The sequence below is a fragment of the Plantactinospora mayteni genome (assembly GCF_016862935.1).
Taxonomy (GTDB): Bacteria; Actinomycetota; Actinomycetes; order Mycobacteriales; family Micromonosporaceae; genus Plantactinospora; species Plantactinospora mayteni.
Genome location: NZ_BONX01000066.1, coordinates 21,331 through 45,851, shown reverse-complemented (window position 1 = coordinate 45,851; position 24,521 = coordinate 21,331). Strand labels below are relative to the sequence as shown.

Annotated in this window: 19 protein-coding genes; 10 read left to right on the top strand and 9 right to left on the bottom strand. The window is 71.8% G+C overall.

The features are described 5' to 3' along the window. The first annotated feature begins 32 nt into the window (after nucleotides 1-32). The 3 genes from Pma05_RS38835 (at nucleotide 33) to Pma05_RS38825 (ending at nucleotide 3,750) form a co-directional block, all read left to right on the top strand. Nucleotides 33-410 (top strand): SCP2 sterol-binding domain-containing protein, encoded by a 378-nt coding sequence (locus tag Pma05_RS38835; protein WP_203862539.1) that lies wholly within the window; start codon nucleotides 33-35, stop codon nucleotides 408-410. Then, a complete protein-coding gene (locus tag Pma05_RS38830; protein ID WP_203862538.1) occupies nucleotides 407-2,455 on the top strand; it encodes an amylo-alpha-1,6-glucosidase in 2,049 nt (682 codons plus the stop codon). The genes Pma05_RS38835 and Pma05_RS38830 overlap by 4 nt, the downstream gene beginning before the upstream one ends. Nucleotides 2,456-2,532: 77 nt before the next feature. Beyond that, nucleotides 2,533-3,750 carry a glycoside hydrolase family 16 protein gene (locus Pma05_RS38825; RefSeq protein WP_203862537.1) on the top strand — a complete coding sequence of 406 codons (1,218 nt, stop codon included), beginning with the start codon at nucleotides 2,533-2,535 and terminating at the stop codon, nucleotides 3,748-3,750. Nucleotides 3,751-3,843: 93 nt separating this feature from the next. Here the strand turns inward: Pma05_RS38825 and Pma05_RS38820 are convergent, their stop codons facing one another. The 3 genes from Pma05_RS38820 to Pma05_RS38810 all read right to left on the bottom strand — a co-directional run bounded on the left by Pma05_RS38820 (nucleotide 3,844) and on the right by Pma05_RS38810 (nucleotide 7,552). Continuing rightward, nucleotides 3,844-4,356, bottom strand: coding sequence for a DUF418 domain-containing protein (locus tag Pma05_RS38820; protein ID WP_203862536.1), 513 nt, complete (start codon nucleotides 4,354-4,356; stop codon nucleotides 3,844-3,846). Between the two features lie 191 nt (nucleotides 4,357-4,547). Further along, nucleotides 4,548-6,053 carry a hypothetical protein gene (locus Pma05_RS38815; protein ID WP_203862535.1) on the bottom strand — a complete coding sequence of 502 codons (1,506 nt, stop codon included), beginning with the start codon at nucleotides 6,051-6,053 and terminating at the stop codon, nucleotides 4,548-4,550. A gap of 542 nt (nucleotides 6,054-6,595) precedes the next feature. Then, the gene (locus Pma05_RS38810) at nucleotides 6,596-7,552 is read right to left on the bottom strand and encodes a threonine ammonia-lyase (protein ID WP_203862534.1); all 957 of its coding nucleotides are present in this window, start codon (nucleotides 7,550-7,552) and stop codon (nucleotides 6,596-6,598) included. A gap of 158 nt (nucleotides 7,553-7,710) precedes the next feature. On the opposite strand from Pma05_RS38810, the gene Pma05_RS38805 reads away from it, so the two are divergent. Next, a complete protein-coding gene (locus Pma05_RS38805) occupies nucleotides 7,711-8,940 on the top strand; it encodes a DUF4352 domain-containing protein (RefSeq protein ID WP_203862533.1) in 1,230 nt (409 codons plus the stop codon). A gap of 72 nt (nucleotides 8,941-9,012) precedes the next feature. On the opposite strand, the gene Pma05_RS38800 is transcribed toward Pma05_RS38805, so the two are convergent. Then, nucleotides 9,013-10,005, bottom strand: a complete 993-nt coding sequence (locus Pma05_RS38800) for an NAD-dependent epimerase/dehydratase family protein (protein ID WP_203862532.1) — start codon at nucleotides 10,003-10,005, stop codon at nucleotides 9,013-9,015. Between the two features lie 165 nt (nucleotides 10,006-10,170). Here Pma05_RS38800 and Pma05_RS38795 point away from each other — a divergent pair, with 165 nt between their 5' ends. From Pma05_RS38795 to Pma05_RS38785, 3 genes are all read left to right on the top strand, one after another. Next, nucleotides 10,171-10,524, top strand: coding sequence for an STAS domain-containing protein (locus tag Pma05_RS38795; RefSeq protein ID WP_203862531.1), 354 nt, complete (start codon nucleotides 10,171-10,173; stop codon nucleotides 10,522-10,524). A 109-nt stretch (nucleotides 10,525-10,633) separates the two neighbouring features. After that, nucleotides 10,634-11,095: a large conductance mechanosensitive channel protein MscL gene (gene mscL / locus Pma05_RS38790; protein ID WP_203862530.1), complete on the top strand. Its 462-nt coding sequence runs from the start codon at nucleotides 10,634-10,636 to the stop codon at nucleotides 11,093-11,095. Between the two features lie 78 nt (nucleotides 11,096-11,173). After that, nucleotides 11,174-11,410, top strand: a complete 237-nt coding sequence (locus Pma05_RS38785) for a hypothetical protein (protein WP_203862529.1) — start codon at nucleotides 11,174-11,176, stop codon at nucleotides 11,408-11,410. 91 nt (nucleotides 11,411-11,501) lie between these two features. On the opposite strand, the gene Pma05_RS38780 is transcribed toward Pma05_RS38785, so the two are convergent. Beyond that, nucleotides 11,502-12,434, bottom strand: coding sequence for an SCO2521 family protein (locus Pma05_RS38780; RefSeq protein ID WP_203862528.1), 933 nt, complete (start codon nucleotides 12,432-12,434; stop codon nucleotides 11,502-11,504). Between the two features lie 242 nt (nucleotides 12,435-12,676). Here Pma05_RS38780 and Pma05_RS38775 point away from each other — a divergent pair, with 242 nt between their 5' ends. Then, nucleotides 12,677-17,035, top strand: a complete 4,359-nt coding sequence (locus Pma05_RS38775; RefSeq protein ID WP_203862527.1) for a HEAT repeat domain-containing protein — start codon at nucleotides 12,677-12,679, stop codon at nucleotides 17,033-17,035. A gap of 104 nt (nucleotides 17,036-17,139) precedes the next feature. On the opposite strand, the gene Pma05_RS38770 is transcribed toward Pma05_RS38775, so the two are convergent. The 4 genes from Pma05_RS38770 to Pma05_RS38755 form a co-directional block, all read right to left on the bottom strand. Beyond that, the gene (locus Pma05_RS38770; protein WP_203862526.1) at nucleotides 17,140-18,099 is read right to left on the bottom strand and encodes an SCO2522 family protein; all 960 of its coding nucleotides are present in this window, start codon (nucleotides 18,097-18,099) and stop codon (nucleotides 17,140-17,142) included. Further along, nucleotides 18,099-19,016, bottom strand: a complete 918-nt coding sequence (locus Pma05_RS38765) for an SCO2523 family variant P-loop protein (RefSeq protein ID WP_203862525.1) — start codon at nucleotides 19,014-19,016, stop codon at nucleotides 18,099-18,101. Before Pma05_RS38765 ends, Pma05_RS38770 begins: the two co-directional genes overlap by 1 nt. A gap of 1 nt (nucleotide 19,017) precedes the next feature. After that, on the bottom strand, nucleotides 19,018-20,850 hold the full coding sequence (locus Pma05_RS38760) for an SCO2524 family protein (protein WP_203862524.1): 1,833 nt from the start codon (nucleotides 20,848-20,850) through the stop codon (nucleotides 19,018-19,020). Between the two features lie 339 nt (nucleotides 20,851-21,189). Continuing rightward, nucleotides 21,190-22,209, bottom strand: coding sequence for a helix-turn-helix transcriptional regulator (locus tag Pma05_RS38755; RefSeq protein ID WP_203862523.1), 1,020 nt, complete (start codon nucleotides 22,207-22,209; stop codon nucleotides 21,190-21,192). 64 nt (nucleotides 22,210-22,273) lie between these two features. Here Pma05_RS38755 and Pma05_RS38750 point away from each other — a divergent pair, with 64 nt between their 5' ends. After that, nucleotides 22,274-22,993, top strand: a complete 720-nt coding sequence (locus tag Pma05_RS38750; RefSeq protein WP_203862522.1) for a PP2C family protein-serine/threonine phosphatase — start codon at nucleotides 22,274-22,276, stop codon at nucleotides 22,991-22,993. 144 nt (nucleotides 22,994-23,137) lie between these two features. After that, entirely contained in the window at nucleotides 23,138-24,508 is a 1,371-nt protein-coding gene (locus Pma05_RS38745) for an outer membrane protein assembly factor BamB family protein (RefSeq protein ID WP_203862521.1), read from the top strand. Nucleotides 24,509-24,521: the final 13 nt, after the last annotated feature.

Below are 24,521 nucleotides of genomic sequence, written 5' to 3'. Positions count from 1 at the left end.
GGAGGAGTCTGGGCACGACCAGGGAGGCACCGATGGCGGATCCGGTCGTCGAGTTCTTCGACGGACTCGAACGCGCCGAGTCCACGGTGCTGCCGGTACGGGTAAACGGAACTGCCCGTTTCGACCTCAACCAGGACGGCGAGACCGATCACTGGTACGTCGCCATCCAGGAAGGGGCGGTCAGTGTCTCGCACGAGATGCGGGATGCCGATGTCGTCCTCAACGCCGAGCGCGGGTTCTTCGAGCGACTGGTGACGGGGCGGGCGAATCTGTTCGCGTCCCTGCTGCGCCGGGACTTCACCGTCGAGGGCAACCTCCAACTGCTCATGCCGATCGAGCGGATTCTCCCGCAGCCCCCGGGCGCGCACGATCCCCGAGCTTTCGCACCCGGGCGAAATGACCGGACATGAGTCAGCCGGCCGGTCGGACCGACGACCTCGTACACCTGCTGGACGGCAACACATTCGTGGTCAGTGACCGTCGGGGCGACATAACTCCGTCGCCCACGATCCCGACCGGGTTGTTCTCGTTCGACACCCGGTTCCTCTCCAAGTGGCTGCTGACCATCGACGGGCAGCGGTTACACGTATTGTCCGTGGACGATCTCCAATTCTTCGAGACGCGATTCTTCCTGGTGTCGGGCGAACCGACCCGTTACGTGGACGCGACGCTGTCGGTGGTGCGGCAACGGTCGATCGGGGGAAGCTTCGACGAGCGGTTGACCGTGTTCAACCATGCGCTGGAACCGGCCGAGTTCCGGCTCCGCGTGGAAATCGGCAGCGACTTCGCCGACCTGTTCGAGGTCAAGGACGTACGGCAGAAGGTGGCCCAGCCCACCGCTTCGGTCGGGGACGGATATCTGCGACTGAGCTACCAACGGGAGAACTTCCTGCGTGAGACGATCGCCTCGTCGACCGCCCCCGCACGGGTGGACGAGCACGGGATGACGTTCGACCTGCGGATCGAGCCGCACGGCAGTTGGATCACCGACCTCCATGTGGAGACGCTGGTCACCGGCGCCCGTGGGCGGCACATCCAGGCGAGCCTGAAGGGCCACGCGGTTGAGCTCAAGAGACGGTTGAACGAGCAGCTCGGCAGGTGGGTGGCCGAGGCCCCGCAGTTGGCCTGCCGCTGGGCGGCGCTGGATCAGGCGTACCGGCGGAGCCTGGTCGATCTCGCGGCGCTCCGTTTTCGCTCGCTCACCTACGGCGAGGACATACCGGCCGCCGGGCTGCCCTGGTTCATGACGCTGTTCGGCCGGGACAGCCTGCTCACCTGCCTCCAGGCCCTACCGGTCAAACCCGAACTGGCGCCCGCGACGTTACGGATGCTCGCCGTCACCCAGGCCAGCAAGCTGGACGATTTCCGGGAACGCGAGCCGGGGAAGATCCTGCACGAGGTCCGGTACGGGGAATCGGTGGCATTCGAGGATCAGCCGCACTCGCCGTACTACGGCGCCGCCGACACGACACCGCTGTTCGTGGTGCTGCTCGACGAGTACGAGCGGTGGTCCGGTGACGCCGAGTTGGTCCGGTTCCTGGAGGCCGAGGCGCGGGCGGCACTGGACTGGATCGACAGTTACGGTGACCTGCTCGGCACCGGGTACGTCTGGTACCGGCGCCGAAACCTGCGGACCGGCCTGGAGAACCAGTGCTGGAAGGACTCGTGGGATGCCATCTCGTACCGGGACGGCCGGCTGCCGGACTTCCCGCGCGCGACCTGCGAGTTGCAGGGCTACGCGTACGACGCCAAGGTGCGCGGGGCGAGGCTGGCCCGGCTGTTCTGGAACGACCCGGCGTACGCGGATCGGTTGGAGGCCGAAGCGGCACAGCTACGGGAGCGGTTCAACCGGGATTTCTGGGTGGCCGACGGGGAGTACTTCGCCCTGGCCCTGGACCCGGACGGCGGGCAGGTGGACGCGCTGGCGTCGAACATGGGCCACCTGCTGTGGAGCGGGATCGTCGACCCGTGCCGGGCCGGCAAGGTGGCCGGGCATCTGCTCGGCGACCGGCTGTTCTCCGGGTGGGGCGTGCGGACCCTGGCCGAAGGCGAGGGCCGGTTCAATCCGGTCGGCTATCACGTGGGTACGGTGTGGCCGTTCGACAACTCGTTCATCGCCTGGGGCCTGCGCCGGTACGGCTTCTCCGAAGAGGCCGGGCGCATCGCCAAGGCGGTGATCGACGCCGCGCGGTACTTCGACGGCCGACTACCGGAGGCGTTCGCCGGTTACGACCGTAGCCTGACCAAGTATCCGGTGCGGTACCCGACGGCATGCAGCCCGCAGGCCTGGTCCACCGGGGCGCCACTACTGTTCCTGCGGACCCTGCTCGGGCTGGAGCCACAGGGCGACCGCTTGGTGGTCGACCCGGCGCTGCCGGACGGGGTCAGCCAGATCGAGTTGCTCGACGTCCCCGGCCGTTGGGGGCGGACAGACGCGTCCAGCCGCCCGACCTGACAGTCCACCTGGAACCTCACTCCGGAATATAGTTAAGAACCTTGCAAGAAAGCGCTCTCTGGCGTAGAAACATTGACATGCGTACACGCCGAGCCGCCCTCGTCCTGGCCCTGCTGGCCGCGACGCTGGTGGTAACCCCGCCCAGCCCGGCCGTCGCTGAGCCGGGCGCGCTCACCTGGAGCGACGAGTTCAACGCGCCAGCCGGCACCGCACCCGACGGCAGCAAGTGGAAGCACGACATCGGCGGCGGAGGCTGGGGCAACAACGAGCAGCAGTACTACACCAACAGCACCAGCAACGCCGCGCACGACGGCAACGGCAACCTGGTGATCACCGCCCGTCGGGAGAACCCGGCGAACTACCAGTGCCACTACGGCTATTGCCAGTACACCTCGGCCCGGCTGCTCACCGCGGACCGCTTCACCCAGACGTACGGCCGGTTCGAGACCCGGATGAAGCTGCCGCGCGGCCAGGGCATCTGGCCGGCGTTCTGGATGCTCGGCGGCATGCCCTGGCCGGACCAGGGCGAGATCGACATCATGGAGAACATCGGCCGCGAGCCCGGCAACGTGTACGGCACCCTGCACGGCCCCGGCTACTCCGGCGGCAGCGCGGTCAGCTCCCGCTACACCCTCCCCGGCGGCCAGGCGTTCGCCGACGCCTTCCACACCTTCACCGTGGACTGGGCACCGGACTCGATCACCTGGTACGTCGACGGCATCCAGTACGCCCGCAAGACCCCGGCCGACCTGAACGGCAACCGCTGGGTCTTCGACCACCCGTTCTTCATGATCATGAACATCGCGGTCGGCGGCTACTGGCCGGGCTACCCGGACGGCAGCACCACGTTCCCGCAGCAGATGCTGGTCGACTACGTCCGGGTCTGGGCCTGGAACACCGGCGGCGGCAATCCGGGCACCGGCAGCCAGCTCATCGGGCTCGCCAACAAGTGCATCGACGTGCCGGGCGCGAACCCGGCCGACGGCACCCAGTTGCAGATCTGGGACTGCAACGGTACGGCCGCGCAGCGCTGGACCTTCACCGGCGGCACGATCCGGGCGTTCGGCAAGTGCATGGACGTGGCGAACGCGTCGACAGCCAACGGCGCCAACATCCAGATAGTCGGCTGCAACGGCAACGCGGCCCAGCAGTTCGTACTGAGTGCGGCCGGTGACCTGGTCAACCCGCAGGCGAACAAGTGCGTCGACGTACGCGACTGGAGCACCGCCAACGGTGCCAAGCTCCAACTCTGGGAATGCACCGGCGGCGCCAACCAAAAGTGGCGGCGCGCCTGACGATCGCTTCGAGAATCGTGTGCTGCTACTACCCCTGGAGGGGTAGTAGCAGCACACGCACCGGTAGGTCCACCACCTCGGCGCCGGGTCGCGCTAGCGTCGGACGGGCGGGCGCTGGCCGTTGGTGAACCAGCGCAGCAGCCACTCGGCGGGACCGTGTCCGTGCCGCTCCAGCCACCATCTGCTGACCAGCACCTGGCCGGCGAAGATGGCGATGGCGAAGAGCATCATCTCCAACGGTGACACCTGACCCACCAGGCCGAAGCCGACCCCGGTGAAGATCAGTAGTGTGGCGACCGACTGCCCGAGGTAGTTGGAGAGCGCCATCCGGCCCGCCGGGGCCAGTGCCGTACCGAGCCACCGGCCACGGTCGCTGTGCACGACCCGGATCAGGGTCGCGGCGTACGCGGCGGCCAGGAACGGCGCGGTCATCGCACTGACCAGTACGCCCAGGGTGTTGCCGTTGCCGCCGAGCGAGGCGTAGACCACGCCGCCGACGATCCCGACCGGAAAGCCGACGAGTTGGACGATCCGCGGCCACGCCTCCCGCCCGGTGAGCCCGACCAGCAGTCCGCGCCGGGCGGCGACCATGCCGAGCAGGAACATCGCCAGGGTGCACGCAGTGCGTCGAGGTCGGAGATGCGGTTCCGGGAAGCCGTCGTGGCGGTAGCGGTGGTCACCAGTCGAGCACACCAGCGCCGGGCCGGACGGTCAGGAGCGGCAACTCCCGAACCGGGGTGGAGATAGGTCCACCGTGTCCGACGGCTACGAACCGGGCCCGGACCGGACTCCCCCGGTCAGCCCCGGCCGGGGTAGCGGCAGGCCGAGGCACCCGCCGCGACCTGCTGCGGGGGATCCAGCGTCACCGCCGTGGATCGGCCCGGAGTCTCGGCGGAGAACTGTCGGGCCTCGACCAGGCCGGTGGGGCTGTCCCCGCCGAGGCAGGCGGCGGCGACCAGGACGACGGGTGCTCCGCCGACCGGCGCGGGTACCGTGTCGAGCCGGTGCCGGGCTCCCACGGCCCGGTCCCGGACCTCGACCAGCGCGAGCTGCCGCCAGGTCCGGGCGCCCGGCGTGGCCGGATCCGCTCCGGTCGAGACGGCGAAGCCGACGACGTCGAGTTCGGTGCCGGTGGCGTGCAGGTCGACCCCGGCCCGGCGGGCCTGCTGGGCGGTGGTGGCGAAGGTGAGCCCGCTCGGTGCCGGCCGCCCGCCGGGGCACTCGGCCGCCGGCAGGTCGCGGGGCGGGTTGCCGTGGATGATGCCGGAGGCGACCACCCCGCCACCGGCCACGGTGAACCACCGGACATCGGGGGTACCGGCGGTGTTGTCGTAGATCTTCTCGCCGATGCAGTAGCCGGTGAACCCGACGGTGCAGTCCGGCGGGACGGTGTGCAGGATCGTGTTGTCCCTGGTCGCCCCGTCCCGGACGTGCGCGCCGCTGCCGTAGGTGGTGCCGGTGAACAGGGCGTCGCCGGGCACCTCCGGGCAGCCGGGTACGCCCCCGGCCGACTGGCCGGCACCGGCCGGCGTCTCGAAGGCGGTGTCCTCGACCGGCGGGTCGGACGACACCGTCTTCGCCGCCACCACCGCGACGAGCAGGGTCGCGGCCACCGCCACCCCGACGGCGACCGTCCGGCGCCGCCGTGGCCGCCCCTCGGTCGGGCCCGTCCCGGACGGCGACGAGCGTTCACCGTTCGGTTCCGGGGCGGGCGTTCCGTGCCGACCTGGCTCCACCGGTGTTCCCGGTGTCGCGGCCCCGACATGAGTCCCGGAACCCGGCCCGGCGACAACCGGAGACGTCGCCCAGCCGGCCGCTACGGTCGGACCATCCGCCGGCCCCGACTCACCGGCCGGACCCGGATCACCCGTCGGTGCCGCCACGCCGCCCGAACTCAACCCGGCCTCGCCACCCAAACTCAACCCGGCCACGCCGGTCGAACTCAATCCGGCCACGCCGCCCGAGCCCAACCCGGGCGCGCCGCCCGAACTCAACCCGGCCTCGCCGGTCAAGCCCAACCCGGCCTCGCCGGTCGAACCCAGCTCAGCCGTCGTCCGGTACCAGCGCTGCCGCCAGTCGTCGAGGTCGCCATGGCAGGCCCCGACGTACGCGAGCACCACCTCCAGGCTCGGCATCCGGGCCCCGCCGGCCGCCTCGGAGAGCGTCGTGGCGCTGTACCCCGCCGTCCTGGCCAGCACCCGGTACGTCGGGTTGCCCGCCTCGGCGCGCAGCATGCGAAGGTCGTAGGCGAATGCCTGTAGTGGGCCGGCGGCCGGATCGACCGGACGTTCTTGGCGCGCCACGCGGCTTTCCTTCCCCAGGTACTTCCGGGCATCTCCGCATCCATGGTTGCCGACCGCACCGGCCGCGCCAACCGGGTATCGGCGTTCCGACCGACCGCGCGGCGTTGTCCGGAATTGATTGACCGGCGCCGTTGACCGTTCGGGACAACCGGAATCGCGGCTAGCAATGGAGGTCAGGGGCCAGTCGGGGAAGGGGGAGCCATGACGGACCAGGTGGTCGCCACGACCGGGATCCGGGCCGAGGGAATGGGCGGGATGTTGTCCGCCCGCTGACGCACCGGACCGTAGCGGGTGGCGAAGCTCGCATCCCCGCCACCCGCCACGGCGCTCGCACCGATCCGGTCAGCCATGGTTCCAATGCAGGGAACGCCGCCTATCGGCTCCGTCGGGCCGCCTCGCCGCACCGTCAGGCGTGCCGTCAGCCCCACATCGTCGTGCCGTCAGGCGTGCCGTCAGGCGTGCCGTCAGCCCACATCGCCGCGCCGGCTGGTCCGCCACCGACCGGAGCGTCACCCCGCCCGTCAGCCCAGATCGTCGCGCCGTCAGGCCGGGTCGGGGCGGCCGGCGGCGGCCACCAGTACCGCCGGGTCGACGTTGCCGCCGCTCACCACCGCCACCGTACGCCCGGCGGGCAGCTCGGCGGCGTGGAACATCCGGGCGGCGGTGGCCACCGCACCGCTCGGCTCCACCACCAGCCGGGCGTCCCGGACCAGCCGGGTCGTCGCGGCGGCGATCTCCTCCTCGCTGACCGTCACGATGCCGTCCAGCCGGGCGCGCAGGTGCGCGAAGGTCAGCGCCGACAGATGGGTCCGCAGCCCGTCCGCGCTGGTCCGATAGGCGCGGGCCGGTTCCCACTTCCGCAGCTCACCGGTACGCAGCGACTCGGCGGCGTCGGCGGCAAGTGCCGGCTCGACCCCGATGACCTTGGCACTCGGACGCAGCGCCCTGACCGCGGTGGCGATCCCGGAGGCGAGCCCACCACCGCCGACCGGCACCAGCAGCACGTCCACCTCGGGCAGGTCCGCCAGCACCTCCAGCCCGATGGTGCCCTGGCCGGCGATGATCCGCCGGTCGTCGAAGGGCGGGATCAGGGTGCGCCCCTGCTCGGCGGCGACCGCCTCGGCGGCCGGCAGCCGGTCGGCCGGGGCGACCATGCGTACCTCGGCGCCGAGGGCGCGTACCTGGTCGATTTTTGCCGCCGGAGCACCCTCGGGGATCACCACCGTGCACGACACGCCCTGGGCCCGGGCGGCGTAGGCGAGCGCCTGCCCGTGGTTGCCGGAGGAGTGCGTGACCACGCCCCGGGCCCGTCGGGCGGGGTCGAGCCGGGCCACCGCGTGGGTCGCGCCGCGCAGCTTGAACGAGCCGACCGGTTGCAGGCTCTCGGGCTTCAGCCAGAGCTGGTCGTCCCAGCGGCAGGGCAGCAGCGGCGTACGCAGTACCACGCCGGTCAGGTCCCCCGCCGCGGCCCGTACGTCATCGACGGTAACGAGATCCACCGGATCATCCTGCCACCGCGGCTCACCCACTGGTCCGGGGCGGTTCGTCCGGCTCCGCTCCGCCGCGCCGACCCGGTACGAAGATGACGATCCCCACTGGGATGAATACGGCTAAAGCCTACTATTTCCCAGAGGCCCCGGATGATACGAGGATCGCGATGACCAGCCCCGACCAGCCCGGCGAGCAGCAGCCGTACCGGCCCGGCGCCGGCTCCGGCGAGCCACCGACGGGCGGGGACCGGCCGACCGAGCCGGTCCCCCAGTCGTGGGACTGGGCGATCGACCCACCGCCGCCGGAGGGGCCGGCCCAGGCGCCGACCCCGGACCCGGCGGCCGGGCCGACGGTCGACGAGGTCCCGGATCCGCTCCCGCTGACCGGTCGCTTCCCCGACACGATCGCGCCCGGGGCAGGTCCACCGTCCCCACCGCGCCCCGACCGGCCCGCCGGACCGGAATACCCGCCGCCGGCCGAGCCGCCTCCCGCCGAGCCGCCGCCCGCTGCCTCGCCGGCCCGGGCCGGATCGCCAGCGTCGGACAGGCCACCGGGTGGTACGGGACCGCCCCCGCCGGAGGCGCCGATCGGGACGGCACCGACCGGAGCTGCGGTGGCGCCACCGCCACCGGACTGGTCCACGCCGGAGACGCAGGTCACCACCCCGCCGCTCAGCGGTTACCCGCCACCGGCGCCGCCGCAGCCGCCGATCTGGGCACCCCGACCGACCGGGCCGGAGGGCAGGGCCGGACCGACCGGACCCGAGGGCAGGGCCGGACCGACCGGGCCCGAAGGCAGGGCTGGACCGGAGGCGGGCCGACCACCGTCCGGCGGCACCGCGAAGGTTCCCGAGTTCATGCGGCCGACCGACCGGCGGTGGTGGTTCGTACTCGGCCTGGTCGCCGCGCTGCTCTCCTGCTGCTGCGTGGCCGCCGCCGTGGTCGCGCTGGCCTGGGGGCCGGGCTTCTACACCGGGCTGCGCGACCGGAGCGACCGGGTCGTCGGCCTCAACCAGCCGGCCCGGGACGGCGACCTCGAATTCCAGGTGCACGAGGTGCGCTGCGGGCTCACCGAGGTCGGCGACCCGCTGGTCAGCCAGCTCGCGATCGGGCAGTTCTGCGTGGTCGACCTGGCGATCCGCAACCTGGGCGCCGGACCGGCCACGTTCTCCGACGGCCTACAGACCGCGTACGGGCCGGCGGGGCAGCGGTTCGGGGTGGACAGTTCCGCCGGGCTGCTGGCCAACGCGGACCAGCTCGGCTTCCTCAGCGAGATCAACCCCGGCAACCGGGTCACCGGGGCGGTCGTCTACGACATCCCGCCCGACGCCCGGATCGTCCGGCTCCGGCTACGTGCCTCCGCCGCCTCGCCCGGAATCCAGGTCAGAACCGGCTAGCCAGCGCACCGGAATGTGCGGGCAGGTCAGAACCGGACAGCCGGCTCACCGGAGGGTGCGGGCCGGACGGGGTCAGCGGGCGTGCCAGGCGGCGAGGATCTCGGCCTCCTCGGCCTCGGTGAGGCCGATCCGCTGGCCCGCCTCCGGGCCGGCCGTGGCCAACCAGGCGGCGGTGTCCCGGGCCGTCTCGGCCAGTGGCCGGGTCCGCAGCCCGGCCGCCAGGCTCGGGGTCACGTCCCGGCTCAGGAAGCCGGCGTACTCGGGCAGCGGCAGCCAGATCGGCAGCGACCGGGGACCCGACCACGGTGCCACCCCCTGCTCGACCAGGAACTCCTGGGACACCCAGGTCAGCGCGGCACCGTCGGGGAGTACGTCGGCCAGGAACGCGGCCCGGGTCGTCGGCGCGCCGGTGCCGTCGTACGTGCCGGTCAGTCCGCGTTCACCGGCCGCGACGATCCAGTCGGCCAGGTCGCGTACGTCCACGAGCTGCACCGCGTCGTCCGGCGAGCCGGGCGCCAGGACCTCGCCACCCCGGGCCGCCCGGCGAACCCAGTACTCGAAGCGCCCGATCGGATCCTCCGGCCCGACGATCAGCCCGGCCCGGCAGACGAAGACCCGCTCGGCGCCGAACGCCTCCGTCACGAGCTGTTCGCAGCTCACCTTGCAGGCGCCGTACGACTCCGCGGACAGGGTCGGGTCCTCCGCGTCCCGGGACGCGGGTGCCAGTACCGGGGCGGCGTCGACCCGCTGGCCGGGGGTGGCGGTGTCCGCGTACACCGAGCAGGTCGAGACGAACGTGAAGTGCCCCACCCGACCGGCGAGCGCGGCGACCGCGTTCCGGACCTGGTCGGGGTGCCGGGCCACGTCGACGACCGCGTCGTACTCGCCGGTGAGCGCGGCCAGGCCGGCCGGGTCGGTGCGGTCCACCCGGACGAAGCGGACACCGTCCACCGGGTCTCCGGACGAGCCCCGGGCGGCACAGGTGACATCGTGGCCGGCGGCGAGGGCCTGCCGGGCGACGGCCCGGCCGAGGAACACGGTGCCGCCGAGGACGAGGGTTCGCATCCGGCGATGGTGCCCGGCCCGGGTGGCATCCGGTAAGCCCTGTTCGCGCAGAGCGGATCATGTCCCCCGGCCCGGGGCACCGGCCGGCGGCTGACTTCCGCCGCCCCTCATGCGTTCCGGGCCGGTTGTGGAGTACGGTTCGACCGACATCCCAGGAGGTCGCGAATGTCCCTGACGGTGCACACCGTGGAGCGGGCCGACGTCGTCGTCGTGTCGGTCGCGGGCGAACTCGACATGGCCACCGCGCCGCAACTTCAGGACCAGATCACGGACCTGCTGGAGAAGGGGCACACCCGGCTGGTCTTCGACCTGGCCGAACTCACGTTCTGCGACTCCACCGGGCTCTCCGTCTTCGTCCGCGCCCGGAACAGCGCCGACGAGGCCGGCGGCATGGTCCGGCTGGCCGCGCCGCGCCGGGGGGTGCTGCGCATCCTGGAGGTCAGCGGCCTGGTGGAGGTGCTCGATACGCATGCCACCGTGGACGAGGCGGTGGCCGGCGGCCCCGTCAGCGCCGACTGACGGCCGCACCCCGCCGATCCCGCACCGGCTGCCCGCCTCCGCTTTCGGCCGCCCGCGCTGGGCACTAGGTTTGTCGACCGACACGAATCCGGCAACCTGGAGACGCCAAATGCTCAAGGGCTTCAAAGACTTCATCATGCGGGGCAACGTCGTCGACCTCGCCGTCGGCGTGGTCATCGGCGCGGCCTTCACCGGCCTGGTCACCCAGTTCACCAACTCGTTCCTGAAGCCGCTGATCACCATGTTCGGCGGCGGCCAGGGCCTGGACGCGGGCACCTGGGAACTGCCCAACGACGCCGTGATCGACTGGGCGGCCTTCGTCAACGCGATCATCACCTTCCTGATGACCGCCGCCGTGCTCTACTTCCTGGTGGTCTTCCCGATGAACAAGCTCGCCGAGCGGCGGCAGCGGGGCGAGGAGCCGGCGCCGGCCGCGCCGAGCGAGGAGATCAAGCTGCTCACCGAGATCCGTGACGCGCTGGTCGCCGCCGGTCGGGCGCCGAACCCGCACCCCGAGGGCCCGGACGAGCGGTTCGGCCAGCAGTACCCGCCGGCTCCGCGCCGCCCCTGAGCCGGAGCCGTCACCTGGCCGGGTGACGGGTCCGGCACCCGGCGATCTTCTCGAACGTACGTTCGATAAGGTCCCGGCATGGAACAGCGAAAGCACTGGTGGAACGGCAAGTGGGGGCGCCTCGCCCGGCGGGATGTCTACCTCCGGGCGGATGCCGACCAGTGGCACGTGGAACAGCGCGCCGGCGGGGCCGAGGGGATCTCCCGGTTCTACGAGTTCGACAGCGAGGACGCGGCGTACGACGTGGTCCGGACCCTGCTGGCCGGGCCGGACACCTGGCGGGAACTCTCCGCCCGGCCGCCCGGTGCCGGATAACCGCCCGGGCGGCCCGGCGGTGAGCGAGTCGGCCGCGCGGGATCGCCCGGAGCCGCAGTATCGCCCGGAGCCGCGCGGCTGTCCGGGCCGGTCAGCGGGGCGAAGCCTCCAGCAGCGCGATGGTGCTGAGCGTTACCTGGTCGCGGATCCGGGTCACCGAGGTCTGCCACTGCCGGGTGAAGCCCGGCCGGTGTTCGAGGTCCCGCCAGACCGGCAGCACCGACTCGTCGAGCCGGGCGGCCGGCATCCAGAGGTGCAGCAGGCAGTCGATCGCCGGGCGGAGCCGGTCGATCTTCTGGGCCCGGGTGCCCGGCCCGGTGAGGCTGAACTCGATCAGCGACAGCAGCGTGGTGAGCAGCCAGTCGTGCAGCGCGAGGTCCTCGCAGAACTCCACCAGCGCCGGTACGGATTCCTGTGGTGCCGTCAGCTCCAGGGTACGCAGCGTGTCGGACTCGATCCGGAACTTCCCGTGCGGCTCGGTCCCCGGGTCGGCGGCCGGCAGTACGGCCCAGCGCAGCCGGGTGCGTTTGGTCCGGAACGGTGGCCGCCGGTCCAGCCGGGACGAACTCTGCACCGCGTCGATCAGCCGGGCGCTGATCGCACCGAGGTTGAGCGTCTGTGGCTGGTAGGTGGGCCCCAGGAAACCCCGGGCCACGTCCCGGATGTCGACCTTGCCGATCGTCTCCACCCAGCCGGGCCGGGACAGGTAGTGCGACCAGATCAGCCGGCGGTTGCTGGCGGCCCGGTCCAGCCGGGTGTAGGTGGAGCCCTGCAACACGTGCCCGCCCGTCACCGCCGCGTGCGACACCACCGTCCCGACGCCCCGGGTGCGGCTGCCGGTGCGGGTCGGCAGTCGGCAGTCGACCCCGGTGAGTTGGTCCGGCGAGACCGCGTACGCGATCGGCCGCTCGGACCGGCGGACCCGCTGGCCGACCAGGAAGTCGAGGAGTTGGGCGGTGTTCTCCAGCGAGAGCGAACTGGAGTTCTGTAGGAGTCCGGTGTGGACCTCGCCCAGGGTCAGCATTGCGCTCCTCCGCAACCTCGTTGGCACCGTGACCGCATCACCGGAGCCGGGTCGCCGTGACAGCGTCACCGTAACCGATATCGGCGACGGGCACGGTGATCGGCTGGCGGCGATTCGTCGCGGTACGGCGGCGCACGCCCGGCGCGCGGCGGTCAGCGCCTTCCACCAGCGGAAACCACGTGCTTGCGTCCTATTGATACGGTTGCGTTACGCGCCGCTCACGCCGCCCCCTAGGAGCCGCCGTGACCAAGGTCTACGTCTCGGCCACTTTCCGGGATCTCCAGGAGTGCCGGGCCGCCGTCCAACTGGCGCTGCGCCGGCTACGGGTCGAGGACATGGCCATGGAGTCGTACGTGGCCGAGGACCGGCGCCCGCTCGAACGCTGTCTGGCCGACGTGGCCGAGTGTGACGTCTACGTCGGGATCTTCGCCTGGCGGTACGGCTTCATCCCGGCCGGCTACGACCGCTCGATCACCGAACTCGAATACCGGGAGGCGCTCACCGGCGGCAAGCCGTGCCTGATCTTCCTGCTGGACGAGGAGGCGCCCTGGCCGCGCAGCTTCGTCGACCGGGGCCGGGACGCGGACAAGATCGAGACGCTCCGGGCCGAGCTGTCCGACCGGCACATGTGCAGTACCTTCCGGGATCCGGCGGACCTGGCCGCGATGGTGACGGCGGCGGTGGCGAACTGTCTCACCGATGCCGGGGTGCCGACCGGTGGCATGCACACGCTGAGCCGGGACACGCTCAAGCAGTACCTACTCCGGCTGCGGCAGCACTACGGGGTGCTGGACCTGGACGCGATGACTCCGGAGCAGACCGAGGACTACCTGCGGATCCAGTTGATGTCGGTCTTCGTGGAGCAGTGGGTACGCGAGGACCCGCCGCCGGCCGAGCTGCCCCGGGAGTGGCTGCGGCGGATGCAGTCCGAGGGGCGGATCGGCACCGAGGACGTGCCGGAGGAGGTGGATCCCCGGGAGCTGGTGCAGTTGCACGAGTCGTACCGGGCGAAGCCGTTGCAGCGGCTCTTCGACGTACTCGGTGCGCCGGACCAGCGGGCGATCGTGCTGCTCGGTGACCCGGGTTCGGGCAAGTCGACCGCGGCCCGGTACGTCACGTTGAGCCTGACCGGTGGTCCGGTCGACGACCGGTTGACCGCGCTCGCCGAACACCTGCCGTTGCTGATCGAGCTGCGCTCGTTCATCACGCTGGCCGCCGAGGGCAAGTGCGAGAACTTCGTCGACTACCTCGACCACCGGGCCAGTACCGACGGGCTGGGCATCGAGCGGGCCGCGCTGCTGCAGCACCTCGGCGTCGGTGGTCGGGCGGTGATGATCCTGGACGGTCTGGACGAGGTCTTCGACCGGCACCGCCGGGAGGAGGTGGCCCGGCAGATCGCCGGGTTCGCCGCCAACCACCCCCAGGTACGCATGATCGTCACGTCCCGCATCATCGGCTACTCGCGGCGGATCCTGACCAGCGTCGGCTTCGTGCATCACACGCTCCAGGACCTGGACGAGGAGCAGACCGGCGACTTCCTGTCGAGCTGGTACAGGCTGGCGATCCGGGACCGGCCGGAGGACGCGCACGCCCAGCGGGCCCGGCTGCTGGACGCGATGCGGCACTCGCACGCCATCCGGGAACTCGCCGGCAACCCGCTGCTGCTGACCATCCTGGCGATCATCGGCAAGCACCAGCCGCTGCCCCGGGAACGCTGGAAGCTCTACGACCACGCCGCCACCGTGCTGGTGGCGCAGTGGGACACCGACCGGCACCTGCGGGAGGAGTCCCCGGTCGCCGGTTTCCTGGACCCGGAGGACAAGAAGGAGCTGCTGCGCCGGCTGGCGTACCGGATGCAGTCGGCCGACCGGGGGCTGACGGTCAACTACATCGACCGGACGGAACTCAGCGACGTCTTCGAGCAATATCTGGTCGAGCGCTACCGGCGGGACGCCGCCACCGCCCGGACCATCGCGCTGGCGATGATCGACCAGTTCCGGGAGCGGAACTTCATCCTCAGCCGGTACGGCCCGCAGGTCTACGGCTTCGTGCACCGGACCTTCCTGGAGTTCTTCTGCGCCGACGCGATCCTGGCCAAGTTCCAGCACGACCAGGTGCTCTCGTTCGAGCAGCTCAAGGACCTGTTCCGGCAGCACTGGGCCGACCTGTCCTGGCGGGAGGTGCTCCGGCTGCTGGCCGGCGCGCTGCACCAGAACCACACCGCGCAGCTCATCCAGCTCCTCACCACCGAGGTCAACCAACCCTGGCCGCCGGCCGACTTCGCCCCGCCGCCGTGGAACCTGGCGCTGGCCGTGCAGTGCCTGGCCGAGGTACGCAACCTGCACAGCGCCGCCGCCAAGCCGGCGGAGACGCTGCTGCGGCAGCTCATCCTGCTGCTGGAGCACTGCGTCTCGATCGACGACCGGGAGACCGCCCGGCTGATCGACGAGGAAATCCTCCCGGCTGCCAAGGCGATCGGGTCGAACTGGCCGGGGCGCAAGATCTACCTCTCCTGGTACCGGCGCCGGGGCGTCCGGGTGGTCTGGAACCCGGTCTCCACCCACGCCGCCCGGCTGGCCGCGATGCTCTCCACCCCGGCCGAGCGGATCGACGACCTCTTCGACGACGTGCTCGCCACCATGGACGACAGTCCCGCCTCCTACGCCTCGGTCGCCGGCCTGGCCGAGCTGGCCCAGCTCGCCACCACCGCCGTGGACAGCCCCGCGCACCAGGCCGCCGCCGCCCGGGCCCGGACCCGGCTGATCAAGCGCGCCCGGGCCGACAACCACGCCGGGGTACGGCTCGCCGCCGTGCAGGCCCTCGGGGAGCGGTTCGGCACCGACCCCGAGGCGCGGGACCTGCTGATCGAGCGGGTCCGGGCCGACGGGTACGCCGGGGTGCGGCTCGCCGCCGTGCAGGCGCTCGGCGAGCGGTTCCGGGACGAGCCGCACGTCCGCGACCTGCTCCGGGAACGCGCACACGCCGACGAGCACGCCAGCGTACGGCGTACCGCGATCCAGACCCTCGGCGACCGGTACGGCGGCGACGACGAACTCCGGGACGTCCTCATCGAGTGCCTGCGCACCGACACCGACGCCGAGGTGACCCGGACCGCCGCGCATGTCCTGGTCGAACGGTTCGCCGCCACCCGGCACGTCCGGGACCTGCTGATCGGACGGGCCCGCGACGACACCGACCCGGTGACCCGGCGGACCAGCGTGCGGGTCCTCGGCGAGCGGCTGGCCAGCGACGGCAAGGTCCGGGCGCTGCTCATCGACCGGGTTCGGGTCGACCGTGACCCGGGAGTGCTCCGGGTCGCCGCCCGCGCCCTGATCGACCAGTACGGCCCGGACACCGCCACCCGGGACCTGCTGGTCAGCCGTACCGGCGGGGACACCGACGAGACGGTCCGGCTGGTCGCGCTGCGGATGCTGGTCGAGCACTTCGAGCGGGACACCGCGCTGATCGAGCTGCTGGTCACCGCCGCCCGGCAGGACCGGGACGCCGACGTACGGCTGCTCGCCGCCCGGGCGCTGACCGACGAGATCGGCGCCGAGGCAGCGGTCGGGGCCGCGCTCGGCGAGCTGGCGCTGCGGGACCGGGACGCCCGGATCCGGCTGGTCGCCGCCCGCGCCCTGATCGAGCGGGTCGGGATGGACTCCGCCGTCTCCGAGGTACTCGCCGGGCTGGCCCGGGACGACTCCGACGCGGCCGTACGCCTCGCCGCGGTCAACGCGCTCGCCGACACCGTACGCCGGGATCCGGCCACCCGGGACGTGGTGCTCGACCGGGCCCGGGACGACTCCGACGCCGAGGTGCGGCTCGCCGCGCTCCGGGCGCTGACCCGGGAGCCGCAGTTGGCCGACCACGTCTACCAGGTGCTGGTCGAGCGGGCGCACCACGATCCGGACGCCGCCGTCTTCGCGCTCGCCGCCACGGCGGTGGTGGAGCGGGGCGGCTCCCGGGACGACGTGCACGGCCTGCTCGCCGGGCGGGTGCACGGGGACAGCAACGCCCGGGTCCGGCTCGCCGCCGTACGCCTGCTGGTGCAGCGGGTCGGCGTCGACGCCGCCGTCCGGGAGGCACTACTGGAACGGATCCGGCACGACCCGGACGCCGAACTCGTGCACGAGGCCGCCGTCGAACTCGCCACCCGGCTCGGCACCGACGTGGAGCAGTGCGAGGTGCTGATGGCCCGGGCCACCGGCGAGGACCCGCAGATCCGCACCGTCGCGGTACGCATCCTCGGCGAGTACTTCGGCGCCGACCGGGCGGTACGCGAGCTGCTGATCGAGCGGGCCGGCAACGACAAAGACGTGCAGGTACGCCGGGAGGTGCTCCGGGTACTCGGTGAGCGCCTCGCCGAGCATCCGGAGGTGCGTACCCTCTTCGTGGAGCGGCTCCGCGACCAGGACTGGTCGGTGCGGGCCGCCACCGTGCAGGCCCTCGGCACCCACTTCGGCGACGACCACCAGACCCGGGAACTCCTCACCGAACTGGCCCGGGACGACCCGGATCCCGGCTTCCGGCGCCGGGCCGGTCAGGTGCTCACCTGGCTACCCGACGCGGACCCCGACCACCTGCCGGACGTACGGCGGTGAGCGGTGTGCGGTCAGTGAACCTTTTTCAACCTGAACCGCGCGGCGCGCGCGCACCGCGTCCAACCTTGCGGTCCTCCCGACCGCAAGGGGAGGTTGAAAAAGGTTCAGTCGCCGACGAAGACGTATTCGGTGCGCTCGACGAGGTCCTTGGGCAGGTCGATGTGCTCGTTCCGGCTGCGGGTCTGGATCTGGTCCAGCACCGCCGGGGTGATCGAGACCTGGCTCAGGATCGTCCGGACGGCGTGCTCGATCGGCAGGAAGCGCGAGCCGAGCACCGAGAAGGTCCGGTACGCGCTGAACGGCGCGGCGTGCGGGTTGAGCTTGACCACGGCCGGCATCTCGTCCCAGTCGTCCGGCCAGTCGTCGAGCTGGTAGGGATTCGTCACGCCCTCGCCCTCGTGCCGGAGCAGGCCGAGCCGCATGAGCTGCCAGACCGCCGCCAGGAACGGGCAGGACCAGCGCCGCTGGCCGTTCTCCTCGATGTCCCACAGCTCGACGTCCATGAAGATGGAGTGCCGGTTCGCCGCGTTCTGCACCGGCGGCTGCCAGGACCGGCCGGCGCTCATCGCCTGGCCGGGGCCGGAGGCCGGCGACCGCTTGCCGTTGCAGAGCCAGCCGGTCTCCGAGGTCGGCGGGCGGTCCCCGGTGGTCTCCGGGACCGGGTCGGAGACGAGCTGGGTGAGCACCAGCTCGGCGAGCGGGATGTCGTCGGCCTGGGCACAGCCGGCCTCCCGGGCGAAGTAGTCGATCACCAGCCCGGTGTCCTGCGCGGCCTCGCGTACCTGCTCCATCACCACCCGGGGCGTGCTGAACCGGGTGAAGTAGTCGTCGATCAGGAAGCAGGTGCTGATCCGGGGCCGGCCGCTCGGCAGCCGTTCGGCACAGGCCGCCCGTGCCGCAGCCGCCCAGGGCGCGACCCGGGCGAAGTGCCGGCGGAGCTGCTCGATACCGCCGGCGAACTCCTCGATGTAGAGGTGCCCCAGCTCGACGGAGAGGTGTGAGAGCGGTACGGACTCGACGCTGCGTCTTGCCGCCGTCTCCTCGAAGGTCACATCCGGTCTCATCACAGCATCTCCCAGGCCGCGTCGTCCACGATGAGCTTTGCCAGTGCCGAGAAGGCCTCCACGGTCTCCAGGTTCGCGATCTTGCGTGCGTACACGTCGTTGTCGGAGATGAGCTGCTCACGCCATTGCAGCACCGGGTCGAGCGGTACGGAGCCGATCAGCTTGGTCCGGCCCACCCGGTTGTTGCTGGCCAGCTCCAGCAGGTCCTGGTTGCACTCCCGGAGCCAGGCCACCTGTGCCGGCCGCAGCCCCTCCAACTCCGGCGAGTCCGGGTCGACCACGGCGGTACGCACAAACCGGAGCCGGTTGACCAGATCCTCGTGGTCGTGCCCGACCTCGGTGCCGGTGTCGAGGATGCCCCGGGTGCCGTAGACCAGGCCCGAGGCGGCGAGCACGTGTTGCCGGGTCCAGCGGTGGAAGATCAGCCAGCGCGAGCGTACGGACCTCAACTCCGGCATGGCGGTCGCCGCCAGCACCATCTGGGTGGCGTACGACCGGCCGGCGCTCAGGTCGACGAGGCTGAGGTCGAACTCCTCCTCCAGCCGCAGGAAGAGCCGGGCGCAGCGTTCGATCCGCTCCCGGGTGGCCGGGAACTCCCCGCCACCGCTGTCGCCGGGCAGCAGCACCAGCCGGCCGGCGCCGGGCGGCCGGTTGCGCAGGCTGGGCCGGTCGGATTCGGTCCACACCTCGATCCGTTGCGGCTCGGCCAGTGCGCCGTCCAGGTAGTCGTGCAGACCGCCCCGGGTGGTGCCGTGCACCACGGTGTCGATGTTGAAGATCGCGCCGGCGGTCGGCGACCCGAAGTCGAAGTCGAGATAGCAGACGTCGCTGCCCTGCAACGCGCTCCGGTAGAGCATGTTGCTGCTGGTGACCGAGCGCCCGGTGCCGCCCTTGTCGGAGGCCGCGAAGATCAACATCTCAGCCCGCCTCCGCGACGTCGCGCCGGGCCGCGTTCAACTCGTCCAACCGGCGCAGCACCGCACTGGTCAGCGCCGCCGCGGTGCCGGGCCGCTCGTGCACGATCTCCCGGGCCCGCCGCAGGTTGACCCGGACCACCTGGAGGGTCTGCTGCATCTTCGGACCCGCCTCCCCCGCGCCGGCCAGCAGCTCCATGTCGTAGAGGTGCTCGGCCTCGTTGAGCAGGTCCAGCGCGTGCATGGTGAGCCGGTCGCTGCGCAGCGGCGGGCGGCGGAGGACGCGCACGGTGGTGACCAGCGACTGCACCACCCGTTCGGTGTAATACCACGAGGGAGCGTCGTGGTAGTCGCTGAACTGCCGGAACACCCGGGCCGGCTGGTCCCACAGGCTCCGGCCGGCGCCACGTTCGAGGCGGCGGAGCACCAGATGGTCCCAGATCAGGTCGGCCAGATCCAGCATCCTGGCCCGCTGGTCGGCGTCGCTGAGCAAACCGGCGATGTACGCGGTGCGCTGCAACAGCAGCGCGGAGAACTCGGTCACCGCCCAGCGCAGTATCGGCCCGCCCAGCTTGTCGCTGTTCTGGAGCGTCATCCGTACGCCGGGAGAGTGCAGCGTGAGCGCCTGGTCCTGGTCGAACGGTCGGCGGGTGACCCGCGCCCGGTTGGCCAGTTCCTCCAGTACGGCCCCGACCCGGCTCAGCTCGGCGTCGGCACCGCGCTCGACCACCAGGCCCTTGACCGCCAGCGAGGTCACCAGCAGCGTGTAGTAGTCGGTGGCGTCCCCGTCGGTGGTCCGCCAGGGGATGTCCTCCAGCGGCCAGCGGTGACCGTCGCCGAAGGTGGCGACGGTGGCCCAGTAGCCCCGGGTCAGGTCCCACCGCAGTTGCAGCGCCCGGGAGAGCCGCTGCTGCTCCTCGTTGAGCAGGCCGAGGATCCGGGTCCGCTCGGTGAACAGCTCCTCGATCGCGTCGATCGCGATGACGGTGAAGTAGAGGTAGGGCTCCTCCGGGGCCACGCCCGGCGGCTGCTGGCCGACCGGCTCGGTCGTCTCGACCTCCGGCGCGTCCCGGACGATGCCCCAGGACCAGCCGCACTCGAAGAGCCGGTTCGAACTGTCCAGGTCGGCCACCTGGCCGGAACCGATCATGACCTCGCGGAAGCTCGCGATGGTCTGCCGCAGCCGGCGGCGCAACTGCGCGACGATCTGCCGCGGCGGCAGGTTGCTCTGGTTGAGGGTACGGACCAGTGCCCGGCCCTCCTCGGAGTCGACGTCGAAGACGTTCACCGCGAAACTGCGCAGCAGACCCACCATCGCGGCGGTCAGCCGTGCGCTCGCCATGTTCTCCAGTTCGTCGATCTCCCGGAGGATCTCCTCGCGGCGTACGGCCGTGCGGAAGACCCGGGCGAAACCGATGGCGGCCAGCGAGAGTGTGATCGACATGGCGAACGAGTCGACGATGTCGAGGTCGAGTTGCTGCTCGGACGGCTCGCCGCCGTCGGTCTGGAAATATGTCCGGCCGGAGAAGACCGGTGTCCCGGATTTGTCGGTGTAGCGCTGGTAATACTCGGTGAGCACCTGGATCAGGACCCGGGGAATCTGGGTGGCGGTGCCGAGCGGGCGCAGCGCCCTGATCATTTCCTCGTTGGTCTCGTCCGGACGGTCCAACCCGAAGTCCGCCTGAGTGGCGGGCAGCAGGATGCAGAGCAACTGCTCGGCATCACTGATCGAGTTCGGCCCGTCGCGCCCGCCCCACTGCCACTTCTCGTCCTGCCAGCTCGACCGGACGGTGGCCGCCCAGATCTCCAGGAGCTCCTGACGGGGCTGGATCCTCATCTATCGTGCACCACCATCCGCGAAAAACACCGGCTAGGTCGAGCGGCACTCATGTTGTGCGTCGAGAAGACCTGGCGGCTCCCGCACGCGTCTCGATGATAGAGACGCCGTCGACCGGCTGCGGCAGCCCCGGCCCCACGACCGGGCGCAAATCAGAGGAAGATGCTGGTCAACGCCGGATTATTCGGCCTTTCCACAGTGGTGCCACGTTTCACCGCGGCCACCCCCTTCACATCTCGGGCCTATCCATCAATGATGGCGTACGCGTCAAGGCGGGCGGAGCTCCTCGCCGAGCCGCTCACCAGGAACGTCCTCCCCGGACGGGATGACCGGGCCGGGTCAGCCGTGCCGGGCCGGATCGGTGAGCTGCTGGCGTACCGCCCAGAGCGCCGCCTCGGTACGCGACGCCGAGCCGGTCTTGCGGAGCAGATTGGACACGTGCACGGTGACCGTCCGTACCGAGATGCCGAGCGACCGGGCCACCTGCTTGTTGGACATCCCGGCGGCCAGACAGGACAGCACCTCGACCTCCCGGCCGGTCAGCTCGGCGGTGGGCGCCGGTGGCGGCTCGACGAGCAGCCGCAGGCTCACCGGCTCGGCGACGAGTTCCTCGGGCCGCCGGCCGTGCTCGGCCACCAGCAGCTCCACCAGCCGGTAGGGGTTGCCACCGGTACGCCGCCACACCGCGTCGACGACGGCCGGCGGCAGCGGTGGTCCGGGATAGACCTGACCGAGCACGGCGGCCACGTCCGGCCGGCCGAGTGGGCCGAGATGCTGCCGGATCGCCCCCGGTGCGCCGGTGAGCCGGGCCAGGGTGGCCGCGACCAGCCGGGGCGACACCGCCTCCTCCGGCGGCCGGCTGCCCACCAGCAGCAGGGCCGGCAGATCCGGTGCGGTGGCCAGCTCGCCGACCAGGTTGAGACTGGCCGGGTCGAGCGCGTGCAGGTCTTCCACCACCAGTACCGCCGGCCCGCGACCGACCAGCGCCCGTACGGTGCGTACCGCGAGGCGTAACAGAGCGTCCGGGGCGTACCGCTCCCGGGGCGCGTTCGGGTGCTGGGCCAGCCAGGCCAGCGCGTCGGGCGGCAACGGCAGATCGGCGGTGTCCCGACCGCTGAGCGCGGCGGCCAGCCAGTCGTACGGGGCCGGGGTGTGCACCCGGGCCGTACCGCTGAGGATGGTCACCGGTCGCGGCGAGAGGCCGTCGAGGGCGGCGCTGATCAGCAGGCTCTTGCCCACCCCGGCGGCGCCGGTGACCACCACGCAGCCGGTCCGGGGGCGCCCACCGGCGACCGTCGCCCAGGCGGCGGCGAACTCGGCCAGCTCGCCGGCCCGCCCGACCATGGAGACCGGCATCATGAGTTAAACCCTACGCAGTACTGCGTAGTGACTTTGCCGTGGATCTCGGGGCAAGCTGCACGGTATGACCTTTGTCCTGCGCAGCCTGGCCGTCAGCGACCCTGGCCTGGTCCGGCCGAACAACGAGGACGTGGCGTTCGCCGGCAGCCGCCTGGTCGCCGTCGCCGACGGCATGGGTGGCGCGCCGGCCGGCGAGGTGGCCAGCGACATCGTGATCAGCACCCTCTCCCCGGTGGAGGGGTCCGCGCCCGACGGGGAACCGGTGGCCGCCCTGCGGGAAGCGATCGGTACGGCCAACGCCCGGATCCGGGCGGTGACCGAGGCCGACCAGTCCACCGAGGGGATGGGCACCACCGTCACCGCGATGCTGCTCACCGGCCGCCGGCTCGCGGTGGCGCACGTCGGCGACTCCCGGGGCTATCTGCTGCGGGCCGGCAGGCTGTCGCAGCTCACCAGGGACGACACCTTCGTGCAGGCGCTCGTCGACCAGGGTGGGCTGACTCCGGAGGAGGCCCGGCGGCATCCGCAGCGGTCGCTGGTCACCCGCGTGGTGCAGGGCGGCCCGCTCGAACCGGCCACGATCGCGCTGATCGCCCAGCCGGACGACCGGCTGCTGCTGTGCAGCGACGGACTCTCCGACGTGGTCGACGACAACGCCATCGCCGCGACGCTGACCGGCTTCCCCGACCGGGAGGAGTGCGCGAGACAGTTGGTCAAACTCGCCCACCAGGCGGGTGCCCCGGACAACGTGACGCTGGTGGTGGCGGACGTCATCGCCGAATGAACCTCTTCGACCTCCCCTCGCGGTCAGTCACGGCCGCAGTTGGAAGGTCGGAATGCCCGCGCCGCGCCGTTCGGGTCGAAAGGGTTTGATAATTTCCCCGTCAGGTGGCCGGCCGCGATCGGCCCCGGCGGGAGGGGCGGCGCGGTGGCGGTGATCGACCTCGGCGAGGAGCGTTACGACCCGCCGGCCAACCCGGTCCGGCCCCGCCGGTCGCGCCGGCGGCGGCTCCGGACGACCGCACTGCTGCTGGCCGGTGCGCTGGTACTCGGTGCCGGCGGCGCGGCGCCACCGGCGGCACCGCTGCTGACCGAGCTCTACCGGGGGGTCCTGCCCGCCGACAGCCACTTCACGCTGACCGGGGACCGGCTCTTCGTCAGCGAGCCGGTCAGCGGCGGTGCGCGCCGGGTCAGCGCGTACGAGTTGGGGCGGGGGCGGCAGGTCTGGAGCAGCACGTACCGGACCGAGTACCGGCAGGTGGGGCTCGCCCAGGAGGGTGGCCTGCTCGTCGTGGTGGAGGGCCGGTCCGAGATCGGTCCGTTCCGCACCCAGGTGCTGGACGCCGGCACCGGGCGATTGCGCTGGTCGGTGCCGGCCTATCTGACCGTGGTGCCCGAGGAGCGGACCGCGCTGATCGTCGAGACGGTCTTTCCGCCCGGCTCGCGAATCGATCCCAACGACCCGCCGGCAGCCGGCACGACCTACTACGCGTCCCGGGACGGCGGTACGTACAGCACGCCGCCGCTCGGGGAGACCGGCCGGGTGATCGACCTCGACACCGGCCGGGAACTGTGGACCCTTCCGTTGCTCGCCGACATCAGCACCGTGCCGGCCGCCGCCGGGCGCCCCGCAGCCCTGCTGGCCGGGGGCCGGGATGGCCGGCTCGAACTGCGCGACCTAAAGACCGGAGCGGTCCGGCAGCGGCTCGACTCGGCGGCCGGCCCGCTCCAGTACGCGGAGGAGGTGGCCGGCGACTCGCTGATGGTGCGGTTCGAGTCGTACCTCGCCGTCTACTCGGCGGACCTCCGGCAGCGTCGATGGATTCGGGCGATGCCGGCGGGACAGGAATTCGTGAACCCGTGCGGGCCGATGCTCTGCCTGGAGGACCCGACCGGCGTCGAGGTGATCGACCGGGTCACCGGTCGCACCGCGTGGCGCAGCGCCGAGCGAGTGCGGCTGGCACCGCACGGCCCGCACCTCGTGGAGACCGTCGAGAGGGCCACGGTGCGCCGGGCGGTCGATCCGGGCACCGGTCGTACCGTGCTGGATCTGACCGGATGGACCGCGGTCGCGCCGTCCGCGGAGGCCGGGCCGATGCTGCTGCGCCGCCGGATCGGCAGCGACGGCCGGACCTGGCTGGGCCTGCTCGATCCGGAGGGTACGCTCGTCCGCCCGCTGGACCGGCTGCCCTTCGGCCTCTCGCGCTGCCAGATGGCCACCGGGCTGATCGCCTGCCGCACGGACCTCGACGAGTTACGAGCCTGGCGGTACCGCCAGGGAGCGACTCCGGCGGGATGAGCGACTGCCACCG